Source organism: Iodidimonas sp. SYSU 1G8 (genome assembly GCF_039655775.1).
Taxonomy (GTDB): domain Bacteria; phylum Pseudomonadota; class Alphaproteobacteria; order SMXS01; family SMXS01; genus RI-34.
In genome coordinates this window covers 1518216-1543743 of the sequence record NZ_JBBYXJ010000002.1, presented here as the reverse complement: position 1 = coordinate 1543743, position 25528 = coordinate 1518216, and the positions used below count along the sequence as shown (strand labels likewise).

The window sequence follows — 25528 nt, the reverse complement described above, 5'->3', positions numbered from 1 at the left end:
ACGGAGCCACCGTTGACCGATCTGTCAGAACGCCTTCCCGTTGACGCCTACAGCCTGATGGATCCGGCTGTGCGCGAATGTCCCTACCCGTTCTATGCGGCCATGCGCCGCGACTGTCCGGTCTACCGGATGCCCGAAACCGGCTTCTATGTGATCAGCCGCTACCGGGATCTGCAGACGGTTCTCAAGGACACCGTGACCTTCTCGAACAACTCGGCTGCCGCGAGGGATCGCTCCCTTGGCCGGATCAATCCGACCATCGACGAGATGTACCGCACCCGAGGCTGGGTGACCGTACCGACCCTTCAGCGGACCGATCCGCCGCTCCATGGACGCTATCGGCGCCCGATCGACCGGACGTTTACCGCCTCCCGTGTTCGCGAGATGACCCCCTATATCGATGGCATCGTCGCTGATCTGGTCGACAAATTGCTTGATGAGGGACGGGCCGGCGCGACAGTGGACTTTGTGACCAGCTTTGCGGTTCCACTGCCCTGTCTCGTCATCGCCGACCAGTTCGGCCTTCCGCGCGAGGATGTGGGGAAGCTCAAGCTTTGGTCGGATGCGCTGATGGACAGCTTTGGCATGTTGATGACACCCGAGAGGGAACAAGAGGTCGCACGTCTCATCCTTGAGGCTCAAACCTACTTCGCCGCGGCCTTCGAGGAGCGGCGGACTAGACCGCGCGGAGACATGCTGTCGGATCTGGTTGCCGTACCCGAGGGTGCCGAGCCCCTGTCCATGAACGAACTGCTCGACATGATGATGCAGCTGCTTACCGGCGGCAATGACACCACCACCGGTGCGATCGCGGAAGGCTTGCTGCTGCTGCTGCGACACCCTGAACAGCAGGACGCGCTTCGCCGTGACCCATCGCTCGTTCGAAACTTTGTCGAGGAGGTATTACGCGTGGAATCACCCGTTCAGGGATTGCTGCGCGTGGCCACCAGGACCGTGGAACTGGGGGGCACGGTCATCCCGGAAGGCGCGGTCGTCATCGCCCGGTATGCGTCGGCCAACAGGGACGAGGAAAAATTCCTGGATGGCGAGCGCTTCGATGTAATGCGCACAAATTCCGGCGCGCATCTGGCATTCGGCGCGGGCGCTCACTTTTGCCCTGGCGCCATGCTGGGCAGGCAGGAAATGACCAGCGCATTCACCCAACTTCTCGAACGGCTGTACGACATCCAGTTGGCAGTCGCCGACGATACGCTGGAACATCATCCCAGCCTGCTGCATCGCCGGCTCAAATCACTGCCCGTTCGCTTCAGGCCCCGTTAGTTGCTGGTTCCTCTCGTCCCTGAGGCGCCAGTGGGCGGCTTCGTACCGGTCCCTTCCTTGGGAGTGTTGGAATTCATGTCGGCACCGCCGGGTGTACCCATGGCGGAGGGCGCGCTGCCCCATGTGCCATCCGCATTGCGTTTCACCTCGGTTCCCGGACAGTTGGGATCGTAGACTTTGTCCTTCGTGGCCATGACCTGGTCGTTGGTGCACCATTGTGCCATCCCCTGCGCGCCTTTCTCTCCCGCCCAGGCGAACCCGGTGGAACCGGCCAAAACGGTGGCGGTGATGAGCGCGATACGTCCTGTTCTCATTGAGCTTCTCCTTGGTGATAGGGGAGCCTCGTCATAGACCACGCCTCAAGGGTGGACATGTTTCCGGGTTTCCAGAAACGCTATTTGTCGGAACCGAAGGTGCGATTGACCGTGGAAACGAGCCCCCAGAAGTAGAGCACCACGACCCCTGCGGCGAATACGCCCATGAGCGCTAGATTTTGACCCATTCGTCGGTCTCGAATGGACTCACCGGATAGGGATTTTCTTCGGTACATCATGATGATAGGAACGGCTCGCGCGCGGGCTGGTTCCAGTGCGGCCAAAAGAACCGAAAGCATCCGGGGTTGCGGATGCTTTCGGCAATGGTCTGGGCTGCTGGAAAATTCGGGAAATTCGGATCAAGAGAAACGAGGCCGTTCACCGCTGCTACTTGGAACGACCTCGCCCGCTCCCTGTGCGCTGTTACCAGCACACAGCCCCCTCAACCTCAAGTTGATGAAGAAATCCTATTATACACTGCGACCGTTTCGGCCCCGCCTCTACCCAATTTGGGCATGCCGCTAAAGGTCGCCGTCGATCAGGCCGGCCTCCAGACAAGCCTCCATCACGTCCGCCATGGCTTTGAAATTGGCGAAATAGATACCGAGCAATGCTTCTGCCTGGAGAGCGCCTGGCCGCAACCGGTATCCGCCGCGTTCATCTTCTACCAGCATGCCGCTGGCCAGCAGTTCCTTCAGCTTCCTGCGCACGGTCTCCCGGGGCATGCCTGTCGACTCAGCCAGGGACAAGGCATTGGCGGGCACCTGAAGATCCGCCGGCACTCGGGTCCCGATACTCTCGTAGTCCTGGCTCAGAGGCGAACTCATCAGCCGTTGCACATTGGCGGCGGCCAAGGCGTTGACCAATAGGAACTTGGCCATGTCGCCCTGAAAATAGTTGTTATAGGCAGGCAGGATACGGCACAACATCTCCGACATCTGGTACATGAAGACGCGCGACTTGTCGGAAAACTCCTCCGGCCCCGCCAGCTTGAGCCGGCGTCGGCGCACCCGCCGCCCCGAGATCTTGCCGTGCGCGGTGCCCTCCACGACCGGCTTATCGTACTCGCCATGATCCATCTGGCGCCCCTTTCGTAATCGGCCTCTTGTCGCAACAATGCCCGATCCGGGAGCGGTCAGCCACGTCAAACAATTCGAACCCACCCGAGAATAGGCCGTTTCGCCGCCCTCAGGCTGCCCTCTACCGCGAGACTGGCGAAGCAGGGTTCGGGTACATTATGATGCACCGTCCCGACAAGCGCACGCAGGGAGAAACCGTGAGCCTACCCGACGCCATGACGACCAAGGCCAGCATCCGACCGGGTCTGCTGCGCGGAGCTGTCTTGGTTCTGGCCGTTCTTCTTGCAGGCTGCGTGCACGCGAACGAGCCGCGCGTCGGCCCTGTGCACGATCCTGACGCCCGGGACGCTGTCCAGCGCGCCGAACGGTTCGTCGCGGCCCAAGGTTATACGGAGCTACCGCCGGATACGTCGGTGCCGCTGACCCTCGGCCCTTGGGACTGCCTCGCCTTTGCCACGCCCGGTGCCGCAGGCGAGTGCGACAATCTGGATACGGCCGCGCTTCTGAGGAATCGGCATGCAACGCTGGAGGCCAATGCGCGGGCATATAAGAGGACGGCGGGCGGTTGGCTCATATACTTCCGCGTCGCCACGCCGACCGGGGACCCTGACGTCTACAGATGTGCAGCTGTCTCGGACTATCCAACGCCCGTGCTGCCGGAAAGCGAATGTGTTTTGACGCCCCAAGCCGTTCTGTTGCCGGCCGTGGTCACAGCCATCTGATTACCAGTCGGGTCGGGCTCAGACTATCGCAGGCTCTCGACACGGGATTGGTGCAGTTTCAAAAACGGCAGCGTTTCCGAGGCATACGCCTTGAGCATGTCGTCTTCACCGGTCTGCTGATAGCGCTCGAGAAGAGCAACGGTCTTCCTGTGGGAGGCCTTCTGGAGCTCCAGAAACACGGCGTCGAACTCCTCGGCCTTGGCCGCCTTCAGACGCTCTAGGCTCGCCGCGTACTCACCGCTCAACTCAGTAACCGAATGTCTCGGCGCGAACGCACGCAGGCGGGAATTGGCGAGGGACTGTTCCTCGACGATTTCCCTAGCCAGCTTCAGAATGTCGGCATCCTTGGCCCGTTCCAGCGCCAGTTCCGCGGACTGCAGGTCGAACAGGCCCGCGAGACTGGCATTGCGGGCGAACGTTTCCGAAGACAATGACATCGTGGGCGCGATCGCCGCGGTGGGAAGTTCGCCGGTTTCCGCGTGAACGACGACCGGCAACAGCAGACTCCCTGTCAGCGCAAGAATTGCGAGACGGCGCATGGTCTTCTCCTGATGATGATACCGGATGGAAACGCTAAAAGGGCGGCATGGTTCCGCGTCGAACTGACTTGCCATACGGCGCCTCACCAATTATTTTCCATAATTGATAAATATTAATGAATGCGGAAAGGGAATGCCGTGCAAGACCCATTCAGGCGTGCCGTTATCGGATCAGCGCTCTTCTACAAGGATCCGCTCGCGGCTCTGGACTTCATCGAAACCGCGTTCGGGTTTGATCGGACCATGGTCATTACCGACGAGCACGGCGCCCTCGCCCATGCCGAGATGCGCTTTGGCGACGGCTACATCATGGTCGGGGCGGAGTGGGCGGACCATGTCGCGAGTCCTGCCAGCGTTGGAAACCGTAACACCCAGTCGCTGCATATCCAACTGGCCGATGGCATCGAGGCCCATCGTGCCCGGGCTCTCGAAGCGGGCGCGGTGATCGTGCGAGAACTGGAGGAACAGTTCTATGGCGACAGGACCTATTCGGTGCGGGATCCTGAAGGGCACGTCTGGAGTTTCGGCCAGACGGTGCGCACCGTCTCGCGGGAAGAGGCGGAAGACGCCAGCGGGCTGACCATCGAGGGTTGGGCGTGACGCACGCGCTGCCCCGCACAGCTCTCGACGACACGCTCGCCGCCCTCGCCGACCCGCATAGGCGGCGGGTGATCGACCTGCTTCGGTATGGACCCCTGCGGGCCGGTGACCTCGCCGATGCGACCGGCCTCAGTCCTCCGGCCATGAGCCGGCATCTTCGGACCTTGAGGGAAGCCGGACTCGTTGCGGAGTCCCACCCCGAGTTCGATGCCCGCGTCCGCATCTATGCCTTGCGGCAGGAACCAATGGCGCAGGTGCGCGCATGGCTCGAGGAAACCGAACGGCTGTGGAGCGACCAGCTCACCGCCTTCAAACGCCATGTAGAGAATGGACAATGACATCGCGCGTCATCGTCTCCCTGCGCGTGAGCGCCTCCCCGGAGCGAACGTTCGAGGTCTTCACCGAGCAGATCGGCCTTTGGTGGCGCCCGAGCCCATTGTTCGTCACCGCGCGTCGCGAGCCGGGCCGTCTTGCGTTCCAGGGCGGTGCCGGCGGGCGGCTGCTCGAAACCTACCCAGACGGCGCCGTTTTCGAGATCGGACGCATTCTGGTATGGGAGCCGGGCGCGCGTCTGTCCCTGACATGGCGGCAGGCCGATTTCGCGCCCGACCAGACCACCCGGGTCGACGTCCGTTTCGAGGCTTTGGGGAGCGAGACCCGCGTTACCGTGGAGCACAGTGGCTGGGACGCCATTCCGCGCAACCATGCCGCCCGCCACGGCTTTCCTCTGGCGCCGTTCCAGCTACGGCTCGCCGAGCGATGGCAGGTGGGCCTCGCCGCGCTGGCGGGCCGCCTTGACGCGGATCAGTCAGTAACGCCGCCACCCAGCGCCACGTAGAGCGAGACCAGATTATCGAGTTGCTCCCGCCGGACGGCGACCAGCGATTGCTCCGCATCGAATAGATTGCGCTCGGCGTCGAGGACCTCCAGATAACTGGCGACCCCGTTCTGGTAGCGCATCTGGGCCAGTTCGGCGCTGTTGCGCTGGGCAACGAGCGCCCGCTCCTGCGCGGCCACCTGGTCAGCGAGATACCGCCGTGCCGCCAACGCGTCCGCGACCTCGCGGAACGCGTTCTGCACGGTTTTCTCGTAGGTCGCGACGGCGATGTTGTCGCGCGCCTTGGCCACGTCCAGATTGCCGCGGTTGCGGCCAAAATCGAAGATGGGCAAGGTCAGTGACGCTGGGCCCAGACTCCAGCTCACCCCATCCTGACCAAGCCCGTTCTGCAATTCTATGGACTCGTAACCGCCCGATCCCGTCAGGGTGATACGCGGAAAGAATGCCGCCCGCGCCGCGCCGATATTGCCCCTGGCGGCGCGGATTCCTTGTTCCGCTTCCAGGACATCCGGGCGGTTGAGCAGCAGGTCCGATGGCAATCCTGCGCCCAGTTGCGAGGTCAGACGCTGATCGCTGAGCGGCAGCGGGTCGGGCAGCGGCGCCTCGAGCGGACCACCGATCAGGACGTCCAGCTGATTGCGCAGGCTCGCGCGCGTGCGGCGCAATGCCGCGAGTTGGGTCTGCGCCTGGGTCAGCAGTGTTTCGGACTGCCGGTAGTCAAGCGCCGACGTCACCCCCGCCTCACGGCGCATTCGCGCGATGTCGAGACCCGTGTTGCGGCTGTCGACGGTCGCTTCGGCGCGGGAGATGCGCTCATCGGCCTCGAGCAGCGCCAGATAAGTGCTCGCCACATCCGCGATCAGGCTGATCCGGAACGCCCGCTCGGCCTGCACCGTTGCCAGGTAGCTGGCGCGCGCCGCGTCGCTCAGGCTGCGCACGCGTCCCCAGAAATCCAGTTCGAAACTGCTGATGCCGCCGCCGATCGAGTACGTCTCGACGGTCCCCGCATTGCCGAGACCGCCGGTGGCGGTGCCGCCGGTGGATGACAGGCTCCGCGCCCGCAGCGCGGATCCCTGGACATTGACCGTTGGCAACAGGTCGGCGCGCTGGATCCTGTACTGGCCACGGGCTTCCTCGATCCTGGCGACCGAGATACGCAGGTCGCGATTGTTGGCCAGCGCCGCATCGATCAGGACCTCGAGGCGAGGATCGCCGAAGAATGCCCGCCACCCCAGTGAACTCGCCGGGATGACATCCTTCTCCGGCTGTCCCTCGGCGGGATAGACGGCGGCCACCGGCGCGATCGGCTGCTCATAGGGCGGCGCCATGGTGCAGCCCGCCAGCAGCAGACCGGCAAGCGCCGCCGAAGGAAGACGCAGCGAAGCGCGATCAGACATGACGGATTTCCTCCCGGTCCTTGCGCCGGCTCAGCCAGCGCCGTACGGACAGATAGAATACGGGCACGAAGAAAATGCCGAACACGGTGGCCGCGACCATGCCGCCGACGACGCCGGTGCCGACGGCGACCCGGCTCGCCGAACCGGCGCCCGAGGACAGCGCCAGCGGCATCACGCCGAGGATGAAGGCCAGCGACGTCATGATGATCGGTCGCAACCGCAGACGGACCGCCTCGAGGGTCGCCTCCACGGTCCCCTTGCCTTCCGCCTCCAGATCCTTGGCGAATTCGACGATCAGGATCGCATTCTTGGCGGCAAGGCCGATGATCGTGATCATGCCGACATTAAAGTACACATCCAGCGAAAGGCCGCGCGCCCAGGTCAGGATCAGGGCGCCCAGCACGCCGAGAGGCACGATCAGAAGGACGGCCACCGGAATGGTCCAGCTCTCGTAAAGCGCCGCCAGAACCATGAAGACCACCAACAGCGACAGCAGCATCAGTGAAAGGACCTGCCCCTGCGACTGCTGCTCCTCATAGGAAATGCCGGTCCATTCGTAGCCAAAGCCATCGGGAAGCTGGCTCATGAGGCTCGCCATCTCGGCCATCGCCTCGCCGGTGGACCGGCCGGGCGCCGCATCGCCGGAAATGCTCATGGCTGGATAGCCATTGTAGCGTTTCAGCTGCGGGGGACCGGCCGTCCATTCCGCGGTGGTGAAGGCCGAGAACGGCACCATCTGTCCCTGATCGTTCCTGACGCGCAGATTCAGAATGTCCTGCGGCGTCATGCGCGCAGAGGCTTCCGCCTGCAACAGAACCCGCAGCACGCGTCCCTGGTAGTTGAAATCATTGGCATAGGACGAGCCGAACGCGATCGACAGCGTGTTGTTGATATCGGCGATCTGCAGCCCGAGCGCCCGGGCCTTGACCCGGTCGACCTGGACCTTCAGCTGTGGCGCATCCTCCATGCCTTCCGGGCGAACACCCGTCAGCACCTCGCTCTGGGATGCCAGCCCCAGCAACTGGTTCCGCGCCGCCAGCAGCGCTTCATAGTCCTGCCCGCCTCGGTCCTGGAGCCGGAAGCTGAAGCCGCTCGCATTGCCGAGTGACGGGATCGGCGGCGGGTTGAGCACGAACACCTGCGCCCCCTTCACCTGCATCAGGCCGCCCATGAAGCGCATGACCAGCGCATTCGCCTTGCTCTCTGCTTTCGTTCGGTCGTCCCAAGGATGGAAACTGATGAACATCATCGCCGCGTTCTGGCCATTACCGAAGAAGCTGAAGCCGCGGATCACGACGACGCTCTCGACCTCAGGCTGCGCCTGAAGAAATTGCTGCGCCTGCTCCACCGCGCCTTCCAGACGTTCGAAGGTGGCACCCGGCGGCGCCTGCACGATACCGACCACGAAGCCCTGGTCCTCGTCCGGCAGGAAGCTCGACGGCAGGTTCACGAACATCAGGCCGACGATCCCGACGAGCACCACGAACACCGCGAGCCACCGCACGGGCCGCGAGATCATCCGGCTGACGACACCTTCATACCGGTCGGTTGCCTTGCCAAAAACCGTGTTGAAGCGGTGAAAGAATGGCCCGAGCCAACCGGAACGACGGTCACCTTCCTTATGAGGTTTCAGCAGTGTCGCGCACAAGGCGGGCGTCAGCGTCAGCGCCATCAGCGCCGAGAACGCCATGGAAATGGCCAGGGTCACCGAGAACTGACGATAGATCCCGCCGGTCGAGCCCGGAAAGAACGCCATGGGAATGAACACCGCCACGAGCACCAGCGTGATGCCGATCAACGCGCCGGTGATTTGCTCCATGGCCTTGATCGTGGCATCGCGCGGTGACAGCTTCTCCTCGCGCATGAGCCGCTCGACGTTCTCGATCACGACGATGGCGTCATCGACCAGGATGCCGATGGCCAGCACCATGCCGAACAGGGTCAGCACGTTGATCGAGAACCCGAACAGCGACAGCCCGAGGCACGCGCCCGCCAGCGCCACGGGAACCACGACCGTCGGGATGATCGTCGCACGGATGTTCTGGAGGAACAGGTACATCACCAGGAAGACCAGGACCACGGCCTCGACCAGGGTGATCGCCACTTCCTCGACGGAAATCTGGATGAACGGCGACGTGTCGTAGGGCACGCTCCAGACCATGTCGCCGGGGAAGTCGCGGGACAGCTCCTCCATCCGCTGCTTGACCGCCTTGGCGGTCGCGAGCGCGTTGGACCCGGTCTGCAGCTGCACCGCCATGCCGGCCATGGGCTTGCCGTTCAGCGTCGCCTTGGAGACATAGTTCTGCGCGCCCAGTTCGATGCGCGCGATATCGCCGAGGCGGATTGTCGAGCCGTCGGGATTGGCGCGCAGGATGATCTGGGCGAACTGCTCCGGATTGGTGAACCGGTTCTGGGTCACCACCACCGCGTTCATCTCGGTACCCGGCACCGTCGGCTGATCGCCGATCTGGCCGCCCGCCGTCTGGCTGTTCTGCTCGCGCACGGCGGCAAGCGCCTCGGCGGGCGACATGTTGTAGCCGGCCAGCTTCTCCGGATCGAGCCAGATACGCATGGAATAGGGCGAGCCGAACAGCTGGATGTCGCCGACGCCTGGCACCCGCTTGAGCTCGTCGACAAGCCGGTTGGACGCATAATTGCCCATCTCCAGCTCGGTCTGCTCATTGCTGGGGGATGTCAGCGCCAGCACCATCAGGAAGCCCTGGTCTTCCTGGTTGACCTGCACGCCTTGCTGGCGAACCTCCTCCGGCAGACGAGGCTCGACCCGGCTCAGGCGGTTCTGAACCTCCATCTGCGCCACGTCGATGTCAGTTCCCGAGCGGAAGGTGACCGAGATCGACGCCGATCCGTCCGACTGGCTCGTCGACGACATGTAGAGAAAGCCCTCGACGCCGTTGAGCTCCTGCTCGATGACGGACGTGACGTTCTTCTCCAGCGTCGACGCATCGGCGCCCGGGTAGCTGGTCGAGATGGTCAGCGAAGGGGGCGCGATGGACGGATACTGCTCGATGGGCAGCGAGCGCAGCGCCAGCAACCCGCCCAGCAGGATGCTGAAGGCGATCACCCAGGCGAAGATCGGCCGGTCGATGAAAAAGCGGGGCATCTGGTTCTCTGCGTTTCTGGGTGCGGGACGCGAGCGTCAGCCGGCGGGGGTCGCGGCGGGCGCGACGGGCTTGGCGCCCTGGATACGGACGGGCGCGCCGGGCCGGATATGCTGGATACCGTCGACGACCACCCGGTCGCCCGGCTTCAGCCCATCGGTGATCACCCACTTGTCGCCCTGGAGGTCGCCGAGCTTGACCGGGCGCGCGGACACCATGTTGTCGTCGCCGACCACCATGACGACCGCGCCTTCCGGTTTGACCTGCACCGCCCGTGGCGGCACGGCGATGCCGTTTTCGATGATACCGCCCTCGACCCGCGCCCGCACGAACGTCCCCGGCAGCAGCAAACGGTTCGGGTTCTGGAATTCCGAGCGCAGGGAAACGGTCCCCGTCGAGGAATCCACCGACATATCGAGGAAGTTGAGATGACCCGGCCGCTCATAGACGCTGCCGTCCTCGAGCACCAGGGTTACCTTGATGCGGTTCAGCGGCAGCGACTTGACGCGTCCTTCCGCGATGTCGCGCCGCAGCTTGAGGAGATCGGTCGCCGACTGCGAAAAGTTCACGTAGACCGGGTCAAGTTGCTCGATCGTCGTCAGCAGAGTGGCCTCCGACGCCTTGACCAGCGCGCCTTCCGTCACCTGGGCGCGGCCGGCGCGGCCGGCCAGCGGCGCCGAGACGATGGTGTAGTCGAGATCCAGCTCCGCGCGCTCGACCTGGGCCTGTGCCGAGAGCACGTCGGCTTCGGCCTGGGCGGCGGCGGAGACGGCCGCGTCGAATTCCTGTCGGCTGATCGCTTCCTTGTCGACCAGCGGCGCGTACCGCTCCACCACCTGCGCCGCGTTCTTCGCGGCGGCCTGGGCACGGCTCAGGGCGCCGACGGCGGCATCGTACTCGGCCTGCTTTTCACGCGCGTCGATCTGGAACAACGGCGTTCCGGCCGCCACATCGGTGCCTTCGGAATAAAGGCGGCGTTCGATGATGCCATCGACCCTCGCCCGGACCTCGGCCGTCCGCACCGCCTGAACACGGCCCGGCAACTCGACGATGTTGGCAATCTGGGTCGGCTGGACCACATAGACGCCAACCTCCGGCGGCGGCGGCGCGGGCGGCGCGTCTTCTCCGCAGCCGGCAACCAGGCCAGCGATCAGGAATGCGAATGGTGTGACCCGGCTCTTGAATGCCTGTTTGATCACTGGGTTCTCCTGGGTCGGTCAATGCCGAAAGCGGCCCACACCCAATCCATGGCGGGTGAGAACCGGATACCGGCGGCGATTTCGAGGTTTACGACGTGGGCGGGTTAATGGACCCAATCTGATTTCGCAACTGCAATATGTGTAATAGTGATTACACTTCTTGTCAATCCGTCCTATGATTGATTCAGACGAGGAACAGCCATGACGAAAACCGGGGGCTCCTTGCCCCAGATAGACGGAGACGACCGGCGCAGACGCCGTGGGCAAGCCATGCTCGCGGCGGCCCGCGACATGTTCCTCGAACAGGGATACGACGCTGTCAGCCTTTCGGATGTCGTCGCCCGCTCCGGTGGTTCGCTCAGCACCCTTTACGACGTCTTCGGCAACAAGCGCGGCCTGCTTCAGGCCGTGATGACCAGCCAGTTCGAGCGCGACATGCAGGAGTTCGAAGGGCTCCTCAGCCGTGGCGGCCATCCTGACGAGGTGCTGCTGGAGATCGCTCTGGGCACGCAGCGCTATCTGACCAATCCGGAGATGATCCGTTTCATGCGGTTCGTGATCGGCGAAAGCCTGCGATCCCCCGAATTTGGCGAGCGGTTCTTCCAGAGCGTTCATCTGATTTTCATCGATCGGTATGCCAGCCTGTTCCGTGACTGGAACGATCAGGGCGTGCTGAAAGTTACGGACCCGGAACTGGCGGCGCGCCAGTTCATCAGCCTGATCCTGCACGACCTGCATGTCCGCGCGATCTATCGCGGCCCCACGCAATGTTCCGAGGAACCGGATCTGCGCGAGGCCCAGCAGGCGGTCGCCGTTTTCCTGGCCTACTATCAGCGTTAGACAACGAAAAACGGGCGGCCGAAGCCGCCCGTTCGTCATTGGGCCGAGGACCGGTTATTTGCTGAGATACTTGTCCAGCGTCTCGTGCAGCCACCGGATGCGCGATTCCTGATACACCGAAAGCGTCTCGGCACCCTTTTCGCTCGCGAGCATGCCTTCGTGCTGGGCACGGAGGTTGCCGGTATCCTGATCGAAGGTGATCGCCGACAGCGGAAACGCCGCCAGTTCCGGGACGTCCGTGTAGGACATCTCTTCGGGAATCCGTACCACCTGCGCCGGATCGGGGCGTGGCTGGCCTTTTGGCACCGGCCGCATCATCAGCACTTCGAACGTGCAGCGGTTCGGATCGTTGCCGATCGGCTTGACCCGGTGGATCGAGCGCATGCTGAGCCCCGTGTAGAGGAAGATGTTAGGGAACAGATTGTACTTGATGGAATCAACCAGCTCGGCATCGGTGAACGTCGATGTCTCCATGCCGTACTGGGTTTCGAGGCCCTTGCGAACCTGGACCGCCATGGCATTTCGCGCCGACTGCCCCTCCGCCAGCTGCACGGTCTTCCCGTCGGTGGAGCGGCCGCCCAGCAGCACCCGGTCAATACGGGCCTGTTCGCTGATCTTCTGCTTCGCCGCCGGGCTCGGTACGGCCAGCGCGCACAGGTCGCGCGACACGTGGTCGTCGAACACGTCGTGTTGCATGTTCCAGTCACCGACGACCTGCGTCAGCTCCGGATGCACCAGCGGCGTATGATAGGCTTCCATGAAGGCTTCCTGCGCCGTCTTCCAGTTACAGGCCAGCTCCTTCTCCAGATGCATGTACAGGTACCAGTCCGTCCAAGGCCAGTTGCTGAAATGCTCCGGCAGTACCCCGAGATAGGCCTCGAGCGGCTGGGCGTCCCTGTCCATATTGATGAACACGAGGCCGTTCCAGACATCGACGCGCACCTCGGGCAGGCGATTGGCCTCGTAGTCCAGATGGGGAAAATCCCACGAGCATGGTACCTCGTTCAGCGTGCCGTCCAGGTTCCAGGTCCAGCCATGGTACGGACACTGCAGCTGCGCCGACCAACCCGTGCTGCCCGAGGGCTTCAGCTTGGTCCCGCGATGGAGGCAGGAATTATGATAGGCCTTCAGCCCCTCATCGGTGCGGACCACGACGATGGAATGGCGACCGATATCGTAGACCAGATAGTCTCCCGACTCCTCGACCTGATCGGCACGGCAGACATACTGCCAGACCTTGCGCCACATCTTCTCCATCTCCAGGTTGAAGAACTCCTGGGACGTGTACTGATGAAACGGAATATCCTCGCGGCTCTGGGGCGGGTTTGATTTGCGGGTGAGGACTTCATTCACCGGCCCGCCGTCGCTGCGCATGATCTCCTGGAAGGAGGGCGCGTCCGGACATACCGGTAGCTGATTTTTAACCTGAATATTCATCGAACCGTCTCCCCGTGGCTGATCGGTCCGGAATCCTGCGGCCGCATACCGGACGACGGTGAAACGCTAGCATCATCGGCACGGGGCGACAAGCCATCAAGTATATCGCGATATAGTTATTCCCACCTCAGTCCGCGACGACGATCGGAGGCGCCTGGCTGACAGGTCGTTTCGACAGCCAGATCAATCCGATAAGCGCGAGGCTGATCCAGCCGGAGGCCCAGAAGATCTCGGTCGAGGCCAGCAGATACGCCTGCGCCGTCATCTCCCGGACGAGAATTCCCGCCGCCTGAGTGTCCGTGAAGCCGAAATTCTGGAGAATCGCCATCGCCTCGCGCGCCGCCGGATCGAACATGCTGGAGGATTCGGCGAGCCGGCTCTGATGGAATGCTTCCCGCCGATCCCACAGTGTCACGCCCAGCGAGGCGGCGAAGCCGCCGCCGGTGATCCGGGCAAAGTTCATGATTCCCGAAGCGGACGGGATTTTCTCCGGTGGCAGCCCCTGGATGGCGATGGTGACCATGGACACCATGTAGGTGCTGAGAGCCACCCCCTGCACCGCGATGGGAAGCGCGAAGTCATAGAAACTGGCGTCCGCGGTGTAGTTGGCCCGCATGAAGAACGAGATGGCGAACATGAAGAAGGCGAAACTGGCCGACCAGCGGGGATCGATGCGGTTCATGATGCGGGCCGCCAGCGGTGTAAGGATAACCGCGACGATGCCGCTCGGGGCGGCGACGAGGCCCGCATAGGTGGCGTTGTAGCCCTCCTGCGTCTGCAACCACAGTGGCAGGATCACGATGTTGGCGAAGAACAGCGCATAGCCGAGGCAGAACGCCAGCGTCCCGAGGCTGAAATTACGACCGGCGAACAGGTGAACGTCGACGATCGGATGCTTGTCGGTAAATTCCCACACCAGCCACGCGGCGCAGGCAATCCCAGAAACGATGGCCAGGGTAATGATGAAATTCGACGAGAACCAGTCGTCGTTCTTGCCCGTATCCAGCATCAACTGGAGCGCGCCGACCCAGACGATCAGCAGCACCAAGCCGACCTTGTCGATCGGCAGCTTGCGTGTGGCTGTTTCGTAATCCCCCAGATTGCGCCAGACGATGAAGGCGCACAGCAGCCCGACGGGTACGTTGATCAGGAAAATCCACGCCCAGTGATAATTGTCCGAAATGATGCCGCCCAGGATCGGCCCGAAAATGGGCGCGACCAGGGTCGTCATGGACCAGATGGCCAGCGCCGTCGCCCGCTTCTGCGGCGGAAAGATCATGAGTAGCAAAGCCTGCGACCCGGGCACCAGCGGGCCCGAGACCGCACCCTGCAGGATGCGGAAAATCACCAGTCCGCTCAGTGACCATGCGAGGCCGCAGAGCAGCGACGCGGCCGTGAAGGCCAGCACAGAGGCGACGAACACCTTCACCGCGCCATAACGTCCCATCAGCCATCCGGTCAGCGGCACCGCGATGCCATTGGCGATGGCGAACGAGGTAATGACCCAGGTGCCCTGGTCGGCGCTGGCCCCGAGATCGCCCGCGATGGTCGGAATCGAGACGTTGGCGATAGTGGTGTCGAGCACCTGCATGAAGGTGCCCAGCGCGAGGGCAATCGACGTCACCGCTAGTTTCGCGCCGGTAAGCGGCGCGGGCGCGGCCGAGGCCGCGCTGCTCACAGCTTGCTGCCCGACCCGGCGCCGCCATTGGCGGCGATGGTTTCCGCGATCATCGCTTCGACGTCGATGCCCACGCTATCCTTCGGCTTGGACGGAATCGGCGTCGCGCGGACCCGCGACGACATGACTGCGCCGGAGGTGTCCGCGATATCCACCGTCACATCCATGGACAGGCCGATGCGCAGGGGATGCTTCTTCACCTCCTCCGGATCGAGCACGATCCTCACCGGCACGCGCTGGACGATCTTGATCCAGTTACCCGACGCATTTTGCGGCGGCAGCAGGGCGAAGGCGCTGCCGCTGCCGGCGCCGAAGCCGGCGATCGTGCCGCGATAGGTCACGTCTCCGCCATAGATATCCGCTGTCAGGGTGACCGGCTGGCCCACGCGCATGTCCGAAAGCTGTACTTCCTTGAAGTTGGCGTCGACCCAGACATCCGAAAGCGGAACCACCGCCAGCAGTGGCGTACCCGCCTTCACATGCTGTCCGATCTGTACCGAGCGCTGGGCCACCGTCCCATCCACGGGCGCGACGATGCGCATATGCGCCAAGTTGAGCGCGGCGTTCCGTACATTGGCGGCCGCGGCAAGCACGGCCGGATTGTCCGAGACGCCAGACCCGCCGATCTGCGCCAGCGTGCTGTTCAGCTGTTCGCGCGCGATGGTGACCTGTGCCCGCAACTCGGCCACGTCATCGCGTGCATTGGAAATATCCTCGCCCGCCACCGCGCCATCGGCGCCCAGTTCCGCGCGGCGCCGGTAATTGTCCTCGGCACGGGATACTTGAACCTGGCGCTGGGCGATCAGCGCGCGCAGCTCGTCGGCGCGCACGAACAACGCCTTTGTGTCGCGGACGGCCCTTGCCAGTTCCGCCCGGGCGCTCGCCATGGCGATCTGCGCGCGCGCCGGATCCAGCTCCACGAGCAGTTGTCCGCGCTTCACCGTTTGCGTGCTGTCGGCATGGATGGCCATCACGGTGCCATTCTCCAGCGACGTGACCGCGATGACGTCGCCGCTGACATAGGCATCGTTCGTGGTTTCGTAATGCGCCAGATAGATCAGCCAATACGCGCCATAGGCAAGCGCGCCCAGAAGGACGATCACCCCGATGGCCGTCAGGCCGCGCCGGCGGTTGGTTTCAGCGGGAGTCGACATACGCTACTCCTTGGCGGGGCGATCAAGCGCCGCCGACTTGGTTTCTTCCGGACCCGACCGAGCCACGAAATCGCCGCCCATGGCGACGAGCAGCTTGATCCGCTCAATGGCATATTGTGCGTCGAGAGACGCTTCCTGGCGGCGCGCGTCGAGCAACTGGGTCTCGGCGCTCAGTACCGCCAGATAGGTGGAAAGGCCGCCGCCATACCGCCGCTCGGCAAGCGCGAAGGCCTGTTCGGCGGCAAGACGCGCCTTGGCCTGATCCGCGATCTCGAGGCGCAGTGATGAAATACCTGACAGGCGGTCCGCGACCTGCTGGACCGCCGAGACCACCGCGCCATTGTAGGACGCAATGGCGATATCGATTTCTGCGGTCGCGGCCGAGTAGTTTGGCTTCAACCGCGCGTCGAACAAGGGGAGATGCACCGCCGGTCCCGCCCCGTAGGCTCTCGCGGATGGATCGAGCAGATGGCCGAGGCCGATCGCCTGCCACCCGGCGAAAGCCGCCAGGTTGACGTTAGGATAAAAGGCGGCGCGCGCGGCGGTTTGTCCAGCGGTCGCCGCATCGACGCGAAGACGCGCCGCCAGCACATCGGGGCGCCGGGCCAGCAAATCGGCGGGTAGTGCCTCGGGCAGCGGCAGCATGGACGCGGTTTCCAGCGCGGGTCGCACGATGCTCTCATAGGCATTGGCGCCTTGCCCGGTCAGCGCGGCAATGGCGTGAACAGCCATCTCCCGGTCGTTGAGCGCTTGTTGGCGGACCACCCTTGCCTGCGCGAGAAGTCCTTCGGCCTGCTTTTCCTCGATCCGGCTGTCGAGGCCCGCTCTGACACGCTTTCCGGCCAGCGTGAACAGCCGCTCGCGCTGCGCCACCGTGCGGTCGGCGATCTCGATCATGGAATAGGCGTGATGCAGGCCCACATAGGCCTCGGCCAGTGTGGCCGTCAGCGCCAGCCGCGCGGCCTGCGCATCAAGCGCCGCCGCATCCAGTCCCAGCCGGCCCTGATCGATCAGGGCTTTCTGGCGCCCCCAGAAATCCAGGTCCCAGGACAGATTGCCCTGAACCGACCCCATGAAATAGTGCCCGCCGCCGAGCGGCGGCGGGTAGATGAACCGGTTGCTGAAACGCTGGTACTGGCCTTCACCGTCCAGGCTGACCCGGGGCAGGCTGTCCGCCTTCGCCATGGACGCTGCGGACCGCGCTGCTTCCACCCGCGCCATCGCCTCTGCCAGCTTCGGATTGCTGGCGAGCGCGCGTTCTACAAGGGCATCGAACTGCGGATCCCCCCAGGCCCGCCACCACTCGGTCGCCGCTGGTGCCGCCGGACCCGAGAGGCCCAGCGCCGGCCCATTCAGCAAGGCACCCTCGGGGCCCTGGTCTGGAATGGCGCAACCGGTCAGGACGAGCCCGAGCGCCACCGTCCGCATCACCCGATTCATGGAATGCCTCCCTGACTGGACGAGTCGTCCTGCAACTTCGACAGAACACGGTGAAGAAGGCCGCTGAGCTGGTTCATCTCATCCCGGCTGAAATCCGCGAAGAGATCGTTCAGCGAATCCACGACCAGCGGGATCAGGCTTTCCACGGCGTCGCTGCCTTGCGCGGTCAGGGCCAGTTCCACGATCCGGCGGTCTTCCGTGCTCCGGGTACGCTCGATCATGCCGCGCGCGTCCAGCTGGTCGATGACCCGTGTCAGGGCGCCGCTATCATGATTGAGATTGCGCGATATATCCGCCGCTCGGTTCGCCAGTCCATCGCGCAACTGCATCAGCACGCACCACTGGACGAACGTGAATTCGTGATCGGCGAACACCGCCTCGAGGCGCGGCTGCATCAGGTTGAGCGTCTGGCGCAGCAGATAGCCCACGGATTTGCGGGCGCTGAAATCGTCGTACTGGAAATGGCGCACCGCCATTGTCTGCCTGCACAATAACTGCCGAAGCAGTTATATACTCCGCTCACGGATTACATGCAACGGTGTCCGTGATGCTGACGACGGTGCGCCCTGCTTTTATTCCGCCGCGGGATATTCGTTCTGCTTCAGCAGGTTGGCCAGGTGAGACGCATTACGGGCCATGGTATCGACGGCCTCCTTCACCTTTGGCGGCGTCTTTTTCAGGTCGACGAAATTCGTGCTGCCCATGGCTTCGCCGACCCAGTAGCTGACCGCGCCTGCCGGTATGGTAAATCCGACGTCGTTCAGGCCCTGATAAAGTTCGGCTGATACGTGATGGGCGCCATCCTCGTTGCCGACCACGGCGACACAGGCCACCCGGCCGAAGGTCAGCATCCGACCGGCATCGTCGGTCTCGTCGAGAAAAGCGTTAAGCCGCTCCAGCACCCGCTTGCAAATGCTCGAGGGCTGGCCCAGCCAGATTGGCGTTCCCATGAGAAGGATATCCGCCGCCAGAACCTTTTTGCGGATCGCGGGCCAGGCGTCTCCCTTGCCCTCATCCGCTGATACGCCGGGTCTGATGTCATGATCGGCGGCCCGGATCACCTCACCCTTGACGTCATGCGCCGCGAACGCCTCCATCAGCAAATCGAGCAGCGCATCGGTCGATGATTTCTCCTTGGCGGAAGACGGCTTCAACGTGCAGTTGATAGCGAGAAGTTTCAGGCTCATGGACTGTCTCCTTGTTCTGGACCAATGCCGGGAGAACTAGAGGCTGCCTCGATTGTTCCGGGAACCTTCAGGTTGAATCGGCAGTTCACCTTGCGGGGGAACCCACAGGCAAGGACATGCGCAGTGACCGATCACTCCACTCCAGAGACGGCCTTGACCAACCCGATGCTGCGTCTGGCACGTATCGCGGTGCGCTTCGGCAACCGGCCCGGTATCGCCGGCAGGCTTGGCGGCCGAGCTCATTCAACGCTGGTACGCCACCGCAATTGGGAACGGCGTTTCGTGGCGGAATGCCTGCGCGCCTGGCGGGAGACAGGTACCCTGTCAGCCATCCGCGTCTTGCGTCGGGGACTGAACATCCAGATGGCCGACCGTGAACTGGCCCATGTCCTCGAGACACTGGAGCGCCGCCGTCCATGTGCGTTACTCGTGTTCGGGATGGGCAACGACAGCATTCTCTGGTTCGAGGCGAACCGGGGCGGCGATACCGTGTTCGTAGAGGATGATCCCTACTGGACCAAGATGATCCACGATCGGCACCCGTCGCTGCAGTCCGTGCCGGTGGTGTACGGCACCCGAGCCATCGATTGGCGCAGGGATGCCGTTAACCCAACTTCACTGATCCTGCCGCAGCGTCTGACCGCCCATCCATGGGATTTGATTCTCGTGGATGGACCGGCCGCCTACACGCGGGAAAGTCCTGGCCGGGTCCAGAGCATCCACGCGGCGCGGCGGCTTGTCGCTCCTCAGGGTGCGATCTTGGTCAACGACTGCAATCGCGAGGCGGAAAGCCGCATCTGCGACATGATCCTGGGTCACCTGCCGTTGGCCTCGAGCACCAATTCCCTACGACATTACAGTCGCCCGCCGATCGAGAAAGCCGCTCCAGTGACGCGCCGCGTGCAGGCTGCCAACGACTCCGTACGGCGGCCGCTACCGGCCGCCGCGAGGGTCGTGGGACAGCCGGCTTAGCGGGCCTCGAACACCAGCAGGACGTTGCCGGGCATCTTTCCCGCGAAGCCGTAGCCCGAGTTCATCACCAGCAAGCCGTCCTGAAGCAACGGCGCCGCGCCGCCGCCCATGGATCCGCCGCGCGCGGTGGTACCATTGACGGTTTGGAAGTCCTTTACCGTGTCGTGTTCCCAGAGGACCTTGCCACTTTTGGCATCATAGATCCGCAGGAAGCCGTCATTGGCGCCCGCCACCACCAGATCATCGGTGGCGGTGATCGCCCCGGAATACCCGGGATGACAGAACTTCTTGTCACCGCACACATTGGCCGACGGCGCCTGCCAGACATAGTCGCCCGTCTTGACGTCGATGCCATAGAGCCCGGGCCGGGCGTCTGCTTCCTTCTGCCGGCCATCCGGCACGTCGCTCACTGGCGCGAACACCGTGTCACCGCTCGCCGCGATGCCGAAATGGATACCGGCGACAACGCCGCCCCGGCCAACTTTCGTCTGCCACGCCAGCTTGCCCGTGTCGGGATCGACCGCGTGAAGCATGCCGGATTTCTGCCCCGCCACCACGTAGTCGCGGCCTGAGCTGGCGCTGACCAGCATGCTGCCGGCGCCGAAGTCGAAATCGGGTCCCTCCTCGGCCGGGCAATTGGTCTTGTCGGCGGCCTCGCACGCGCCATTCCAGGCATCGTTGGGCGTGGCCTGGAAGACCCAGTTCTTCTTTCCGGTCGCGAGATCGAAGGCGATGATGGAATCGCTGGTCCCCGTCGCGGGCGACGAGTAGTTCTCGCCGGTCCCGACATAGAGCTGCCCGCGCTTTTCATCGATGGCGGGCGTGTTCCAGATCGGCGCGCCCGACGGGCCGAACCGGTCGTTGCCGCGCGCGGTCTTGCCGGTCACCGCGGCGGGCTCGTCGATCGTGTAGCTCTGCCATTTGGTCTTGCCGGTCTGGGCATCGACGGCCACGACAGAACCGCGGAACGTGCAGCATGGGTGATCGGGATTGGTCACAGCCGCCACTTCCAGCGACGAGACTGAAACATACAACGTGCCCTCGTGCAGGCTTGGTGCCGCCGTGATGGTGACGTTCGGATGCTCGTCCGGCTTGATCTTCCACGCCAGCTCGCCGGTCTTCGCCTTCACCGCGTAGACGTTGCCGATCAGGTCGCCGAAATAGAGCAGCGGGTCGGCCTTGACATCGCCAGCCTTCCACGGCGCGACCACAATACCGGTCCGCACTTCGGCGCCGGCATGGAACGTCCAGCGCGCGCACCCGGTGTCCCGGTCCAGCGCGAACACGGTGCCGTCATGGCTGCCGACGAAGATGGCGCCGCCCGCCATCGCCGCCTGCGACCTGGCGCGGACCGCGTTGGGGAAGGCCAGCGACCATTTCAGCGTCAGGCTGCTCACATTCGCGGGCGTGATGCCCGCGGTCTTGCTGTCGATGAAATGGGTGCTCTGCGGCGTCATGCCCCAGCCGGCGAGCGCCGGCGGTCGGTCCGCGTCGAACCAGTCGGGCTTGGCCTCGCACATCAGCGGCGGCGCGACGGTCCCCGCCGCGCCCATCTTCCGGCCAGAGACGTACTCGGCGACCTTCACCTTGTCCTCGTCCGACAGGCCCTCGGCCTGTATCTGCATGACGCCTTCGGTCAGCGCCCGGTGCACGGATTCGGGGGTCATCAACGAGAGCATCGCGCGCTGCGGCGCCCGGTTCAGGCCCTGATCGTGGCAGGCCGCGCAGACCGTGGTGTAGATCTCGCCGCCGCGCCCGGCGGTTTCCGCGTCGAGAACCTCGAAGTCGCCGCGATAGGCCTTGGACGGCGCCTCGGCGCTCTTGACGGCCGGGGCCGGCTCTGCGGGCTTCTCGGGATCCTGGCCGCACGCGGCGAGAAAAAATACGGCGGCAAAAGCACTTCGCGTCAGAAGCGCGCGCGGATCGATCATCATGGGTCCCCGTTTTTTAGTTGCCGGGATCATAATCACCTGCCGACCGCGCCGTCCACAGCCGCATCGCCCATTTTGACGAAGCTGGCTGAATTAACCAGCAGTGACGGCGAACGAAAATCGATGCGTCGCCGTAATGTCCCATTCGCGCCCCAATCCCGCCTTAATCCGGCACGACTATCTGAGTGTTGGCCTCGTCATCCCGGTCGCGCGATAAGGAATGTAGCCCCCAAGCCCAATCCTGTCCCGCGGCCGGGATATTATTTTGTCCGGACCACGGATCAGGCCTACTGATCCCCGCAGATCCCACAAATGAAAACGGCGCCGGCGATCTCTCGCCAGCGCCGTCTCAACAGCTATGGAACGCTCTATTCGGCAGCCTGCTTGTGCTCGCCGAAGAGGCCGTGCAGATCGTCATTGCTGGTGTCGAGCAGCTTCTGCACCCAGCCGTGGAAGACCTGGCCGCCGCCCTCGTTGCGGCCGAAATAGACATACTCGGTCATGCCCGCATCCAGCGCCCGCTGCTGACGCAGGCCGGTGCCGTAATCCTCGTGCTGCACCACATATTCCAGCAGCTTGAACTGGTCATGCAGCCCGGCGCGGCTCTCCTCGGTCAGCGGCTTTTCCGAAAGGTAGATCTGGGTGGTGAAGCTCTCGCTCACATTGTCGCCGGGGAACAGCTGCGAAATCATCACGCCGCGCTGGCCGCCATAGAAGGTGGCGATGGAGATGTGCGGAAAGATGGTCCACACCCCGTTCATCAGTGCCTCGGTCGGCCACTCGCTGCTGTCCTGCTGTTCGAGATCGGCGAAGTCGAGGCCAGCCGGCATGGGCAGAACGGTCGACGGCGCCATCACCCGCGTATGCGGGCCGAACGGATAGAACAGGGCCCGGTTCGGGATATTGCGGCCGAACGTCTCGGAGTGCAGCACCGGCAGATGATAGAAGTCCAGATAGCCATCATAGGCGATCTTCCAGTTCGGACCGCGCAGGGTGCGGCTCTCGAAGAACTTCCAGCTCTCGAAGCCGAAGCCCTCGAGCAGTTGGTCATAGCCCGACAGGAAGCTGCTGATGTCCAGCGTGGAATTGGGGTCGAGGATCGCCCAGATCAGGCCGGCCTTCTCGAGCACCGGGAAAGGCTGCAGGCCCAGCTCGTCCGTGTTCACATCGCCGAAATCATCGCGCGAGGCGACGCCGATCAGCTTGCCTTCGCGGTTGAACGTCCAGCCATGATAACCGCAGATGAAACGCGACGTGTTGCCCGTGCCCAGCGCCACGGCGGTGCCGCGATGGGTGCAGGAGTTCAGGAACGCACGGACCTTGCCGTCCTTGCCGCGGGTCAGCAGAACCGGCACGCCGACCGCTTCCATGGCCTTGTAGTCGCCCGGATTCGGCAGCTCGGCCGTCGGCGCCAGCATCAGGGGCATGCGGCGGAAGATCAGCTTCTTCTCGCGCTCGAAGCGTTCCTCGTCGGTATAGATATCCGCCTTCACCTTCATGACTTCCGGCGCCAGGCGCATGGTGCCCGCCTTGCCGTGCGCAAGCGCGTCCTGGGTCATTTCGATCAGCGTGGCTCTATCCATGGTGCATCTCCTGCAAATTCCGTTTCGCCTTCCCCGCGAAGAAAAAGATCATCGGCGTTGAAGGCCGAAATGTCAATGTAACGGGTGTTGGATTGACGGCGTCACTCCGTCTTCCGGAACGTCATCGGCAGCCTGATGATCGTCCGCTGCAGCAGACTGGGCAAATAGGTTACGCCCTCGAAAGCCGCCGGATAGCGGAAATCCCGCATGCGCCCGATGATCGCGGTGAAAGAAGCCGCCATCTCCACCCGCGCCAGGGTCGCGCCAAGGCAGTGATGAATGCCGGAGCCGAACGTGACATGCGCGCCGGCGTTCTTGCGCTTCAGGTCGATTTCTTCCGCGTCGGGGAACATGGCCTCGTCCCGGTTGCCCGCCGCCCAGCGCATGTTGATGGGCGTCCCCTTCGGGAGCGGCACGCCGCCCAGCACCACATCCCTGGTCGTCACGCGATAGAGACCCTGAATCGGCGTCTCCAGGCGCAGCACTTCCTCGACGAAGTTCTTCATCAGGGCCGGCTCGGCGCGCATCTGGTCAACCACGTCAGGACGGTCGAGCATGATCTTCATGCCGGCGCCGATGGCGCTGGTGGTGGTCTCGTTGCCGCCGACGAGGATCTCGCTCAGCATGGACAGGATTTCCGCGTCGTCCAGGAAGCGGCCTTCCGGCAGCGGTGTGTGGATCAGACCGGAAACGATGTCGTCCTCGGGCGCGGCGCGGCGCTTGTCGACGATGGACTTGAGATAGTACTGCGCGTCGACCAGGAGCTCGGCCGCCTTGAAGTCCTCGTCGTCGCTCAGCATGTTCGAGATGCGCGACATGGAGGCGTCGGACCAAACCTTGAACAGGTGGATGTCCTCTCGCGGCACACCGATCTGGCCGGCTATGACGATGCATGGCAACGGAAAGGCGAATTCATGCATGAACTCGCACGCGCCGCGGTCGATGAAGGCATCGATCAGGTCGTGCGCGATCCGGTCGATGTCCGGGGTCATCTTCCTGATGCGCGAGGAGGCAAAGACCGCGTCCACCAACGAGCGCTTGGACTTGTGAATGGGATCATCCATGCGCGACAGCGAGGGATAGGTCTTGAACCCCTTTTCGCGGAACAGCGCCTCGCTGCGCTCCGGCACCCCACCCGGCCGCAGCGAAATCCAGTCCAGATCGCTTGAATAGGTGACGGGATCACGCACGATTTCACGAAGGAGCTCGTATCCGGTCACCATCACCATGCCCGTGTTGGGATCACGGTAGACCGGCGCGTTTTCCAGCAGCCAGCGATAGGCCTGATAGGGACACTGCTGCACCTCGCGGTCCATCAGATTGAAGGGCATCACCTGCCCGGCCGGCTGCGTGGTCATGAATAAGTCTCCCCATTATTCAGCCGCATGATAACGCGCCTGCCCCGCCGTGCCAGAGTCATAATGACGCGCTGTAATAGGGGTGCGGGTCGCCATCCAGATAGACGCCGGCCGACCACGTCCCGTCCACCGCCAGTTCGGCGCCCGAGATGTAGGAGGCCTGATCGCTGGCAAGAAATGCCGACGCGCGCGCCACTTCCTCGGGACGTCCCACACGCCCGAGACCAATGCGCAGGAAACCGAATTCTTCGGGATCCACACCCTCGGGATTGAGCATGGGTGTGTCGATGGCACCGGGATGCACCGAATTCACTCGAATGCCGTTGGGCGCCAGCTCCAGCGCCGCCGCCTTGCTGAGCCCGCGCAGCCCCCATTTGCTGGCATCGTACGCCGTCATGCGGGTCGTGCCGCGAAACCCGTTCACAGACGCCACATTGACGATCGATCCTTTCCCCTGACGCACCATATGCGGCACCACGGCCTGCATCCCCAGATAGGGACCCGCCAGATTGATCGACAGCACCTTCTGCAACTCATCGTGCGAGGTTTCCATCATCAGCCGGATGAAGGTGATGGCCGCGTTGTTCACCAGGATGTCGAGACGTCCATGCTGGGCGACCACATACTCCACCGTCTGGCGCCAGCCGCGTTCATCGGTGACATCCATATGGCGGAATTCGGCATCGCCGCCAATGCGCCGCGCCGTGTCATGACCTTCCTCGAGCACATCGACGAAAACCACCCGGGCGCCCGCCTCGACGAATGTCTTGACCGTCGCCTCGCCCTGCCCCCGCGCACCCCCCGTGACGAGCGCGACCTTGTCCTGCAACAGACCCTGCATGATCATCCTCCGACGGACC

23 protein-coding genes are annotated in these 25528 nt (G+C 63.7%); 7 read left to right on the top strand and 16 right to left on the bottom strand.

Features of this window, described 5'->3' with window-relative positions; all coding sequences use genetic code 11:
• The first annotated feature begins 12 nt into the window (after positions 1 to 12).
• Positions 13 to 1281 carry a cytochrome P450 gene (locus tag WJU17_RS18575; protein ID WP_346328883.1) on the top strand — a complete coding sequence of 423 codons (1269 nt, stop codon included), beginning with the start codon at positions 13 to 15 and terminating at the stop codon, positions 1279 to 1281.
• Here the strand turns inward: WJU17_RS18575 and WJU17_RS18570 are convergent.
• Both WJU17_RS18570 and WJU17_RS18565 read right to left on the bottom strand, forming a co-directional pair.
• Entirely contained in the window at positions 1278 to 1595 is a 318-nt protein-coding gene (locus WJU17_RS18570) for a hypothetical protein (RefSeq protein WP_346328882.1), read from the bottom strand. The two genes, WJU17_RS18575 and WJU17_RS18570, sit on opposite strands and share 4 nt — an antisense overlap.
• Positions 1596 to 2116: 521 nt before the next feature.
• Entirely contained in the window at positions 2117 to 2674 is a 558-nt protein-coding gene (locus tag WJU17_RS18565; RefSeq protein WP_346328881.1) for a hypothetical protein, read from the bottom strand.
• A 197-nt stretch (positions 2675 to 2871) separates the two neighbouring features.
• Between WJU17_RS18565 and WJU17_RS18560 the strand changes: the two genes are divergently transcribed.
• Positions 2872 to 3396 carry a hypothetical protein gene (locus WJU17_RS18560; RefSeq protein WP_346328880.1) on the top strand — a complete coding sequence of 175 codons (525 nt, stop codon included), beginning with the start codon at positions 2872 to 2874 and terminating at the stop codon, positions 3394 to 3396.
• A gap of 23 nt (positions 3397 to 3419) precedes the next feature.
• Here the strand turns inward: WJU17_RS18560 and WJU17_RS18555 are convergent, their stop codons facing one another.
• Positions 3420 to 3935: a DUF4142 domain-containing protein gene (locus tag WJU17_RS18555; RefSeq protein ID WP_346328879.1), complete on the bottom strand. Its 516-nt coding sequence runs from the start codon at positions 3933 to 3935 to the stop codon at positions 3420 to 3422.
• A gap of 138 nt (positions 3936 to 4073) precedes the next feature.
• Between WJU17_RS18555 and WJU17_RS18550 the strand changes: the two genes are divergently transcribed.
• Genes WJU17_RS18550 through WJU17_RS18540 form a run of 3 tightly spaced genes read left to right on the top strand, consistent with a single transcriptional unit; the run spans position 4074 to position 5373 of the window.
• The gene (locus WJU17_RS18550; RefSeq protein WP_346328878.1) at positions 4074 to 4535 is read left to right on the top strand and encodes a VOC family protein; all 462 of its coding nucleotides are present in this window, start codon (positions 4074 to 4076) and stop codon (positions 4533 to 4535) included.
• A complete protein-coding gene (locus tag WJU17_RS18545; RefSeq protein WP_346328877.1) occupies positions 4532 to 4873 on the top strand; it encodes a metalloregulator ArsR/SmtB family transcription factor in 342 nt (113 codons plus the stop codon). The genes WJU17_RS18550 and WJU17_RS18545 overlap by 4 nt, the downstream gene beginning before the upstream one ends.
• Entirely contained in the window at positions 4870 to 5373 is a 504-nt protein-coding gene (locus WJU17_RS18540) for an SRPBCC domain-containing protein (RefSeq protein WP_346328876.1), read from the top strand. The genes WJU17_RS18545 and WJU17_RS18540 overlap by 4 nt, the downstream gene beginning before the upstream one ends.
• On the opposite strand, the gene WJU17_RS18535 is transcribed toward WJU17_RS18540, so the two are convergent.
• From WJU17_RS18535 to WJU17_RS18525, 3 genes are read right to left on the bottom strand one after another with little or no spacing between them, the layout of a single operon-like run.
• Positions 5340 to 6770 carry an efflux transporter outer membrane subunit gene (locus WJU17_RS18535; RefSeq protein WP_346328875.1) on the bottom strand — a complete coding sequence of 477 codons (1431 nt, stop codon included), beginning with the start codon at positions 6768 to 6770 and terminating at the stop codon, positions 5340 to 5342. The two genes, WJU17_RS18540 and WJU17_RS18535, sit on opposite strands and share 34 nt — an antisense overlap.
• Positions 6763 to 9891 (bottom strand): efflux RND transporter permease subunit, encoded by a 3129-nt coding sequence (locus tag WJU17_RS18530; RefSeq protein ID WP_346328874.1) that lies wholly within the window; start codon positions 9889 to 9891, stop codon positions 6763 to 6765. The genes WJU17_RS18535 and WJU17_RS18530 overlap by 8 nt, the downstream gene beginning before the upstream one ends.
• A 36-nt stretch (positions 9892 to 9927) precedes the next feature.
• Positions 9928 to 11088, bottom strand: coding sequence for an efflux RND transporter periplasmic adaptor subunit (locus WJU17_RS18525; RefSeq protein WP_346328873.1), 1161 nt, complete (start codon positions 11086 to 11088; stop codon positions 9928 to 9930).
• Between the two features lie 201 nt (positions 11089 to 11289).
• Here WJU17_RS18525 and WJU17_RS18520 point away from each other — a divergent pair, with 201 nt between their 5' ends.
• Positions 11290 to 11928, top strand: a complete 639-nt coding sequence (locus WJU17_RS18520; protein ID WP_346328872.1) for a TetR/AcrR family transcriptional regulator — start codon at positions 11290 to 11292, stop codon at positions 11926 to 11928.
• A gap of 54 nt (positions 11929 to 11982) precedes the next feature.
• Here WJU17_RS18520 and WJU17_RS18515 read toward each other — a convergent pair whose 3' ends face one another.
• The 6 genes from WJU17_RS18515 to WJU17_RS18490 all read right to left on the bottom strand — a co-directional run bounded on the left by WJU17_RS18515 (position 11983) and on the right by WJU17_RS18490 (position 18824).
• Entirely contained in the window at positions 11983 to 13365 is a 1383-nt protein-coding gene (locus WJU17_RS18515; protein ID WP_346328871.1) for an aromatic ring-hydroxylating dioxygenase subunit alpha, read from the bottom strand.
• A 127-nt stretch (positions 13366 to 13492) separates the two neighbouring features.
• Entirely contained in the window at positions 13493 to 15043 is a 1551-nt protein-coding gene (locus tag WJU17_RS18510; RefSeq protein ID WP_346328870.1) for a DHA2 family efflux MFS transporter permease subunit, read from the bottom strand.
• Positions 15040 to 16197 carry an HlyD family efflux transporter periplasmic adaptor subunit gene (locus WJU17_RS18505; protein ID WP_346328869.1) on the bottom strand — a complete coding sequence of 386 codons (1158 nt, stop codon included), beginning with the start codon at positions 16195 to 16197 and terminating at the stop codon, positions 15040 to 15042. Before WJU17_RS18505 ends, WJU17_RS18510 begins: the two co-directional genes overlap by 4 nt.
• Before the next feature lie 3 nt (positions 16198 to 16200).
• Positions 16201 to 17637 carry an efflux transporter outer membrane subunit gene (locus tag WJU17_RS18500; RefSeq protein ID WP_346328868.1) on the bottom strand — a complete coding sequence of 479 codons (1437 nt, stop codon included), beginning with the start codon at positions 17635 to 17637 and terminating at the stop codon, positions 16201 to 16203.
• Positions 17634 to 18113, bottom strand: coding sequence for a MarR family transcriptional regulator (locus WJU17_RS18495; protein WP_346328867.1), 480 nt, complete (start codon positions 18111 to 18113; stop codon positions 17634 to 17636). Before WJU17_RS18495 ends, WJU17_RS18500 begins: the two co-directional genes overlap by 4 nt.
• A gap of 96 nt (positions 18114 to 18209) precedes the next feature.
• Complete coding sequence (locus WJU17_RS18490; RefSeq protein WP_346328866.1) at positions 18210 to 18824, bottom strand: NAD(P)H-dependent oxidoreductase; 615 nt, start codon at positions 18822 to 18824, stop codon at positions 18210 to 18212.
• A 123-nt stretch (positions 18825 to 18947) separates the two neighbouring features.
• On the opposite strand from WJU17_RS18490, the gene WJU17_RS18485 reads away from it, so the two are divergent.
• Entirely contained in the window at positions 18948 to 19796 is an 849-nt protein-coding gene (locus tag WJU17_RS18485) for a hypothetical protein (RefSeq protein WP_346328865.1), read from the top strand.
• Here the strand turns inward: WJU17_RS18485 and WJU17_RS18480 are convergent.
• The 4 genes from WJU17_RS18480 to WJU17_RS18465 form a co-directional block, all read right to left on the bottom strand.
• A complete protein-coding gene (locus WJU17_RS18480) occupies positions 19793 to 21730 on the bottom strand; it encodes a PQQ-binding-like beta-propeller repeat protein (RefSeq protein WP_346328864.1) in 1938 nt (645 codons plus the stop codon). The genes WJU17_RS18485 and WJU17_RS18480 overlap by 4 nt on opposite strands.
• A 365-nt stretch (positions 21731 to 22095) precedes the next feature.
• Entirely contained in the window at positions 22096 to 23310 is a 1215-nt protein-coding gene (locus WJU17_RS18475; protein ID WP_346328863.1) for an aromatic ring-hydroxylating dioxygenase subunit alpha, read from the bottom strand.
• Between the two features lie 101 nt (positions 23311 to 23411).
• Positions 23412 to 24668 (bottom strand): cytochrome P450, encoded by a 1257-nt coding sequence (locus WJU17_RS18470; RefSeq protein ID WP_346328862.1) that lies wholly within the window; start codon positions 24666 to 24668, stop codon positions 23412 to 23414.
• A gap of 58 nt (positions 24669 to 24726) precedes the next feature.
• Entirely contained in the window at positions 24727 to 25509 is a 783-nt protein-coding gene (locus WJU17_RS18465) for a glucose 1-dehydrogenase (protein ID WP_346328861.1), read from the bottom strand.
• Positions 25510 to 25528 lie beyond the last annotated feature (19 nt).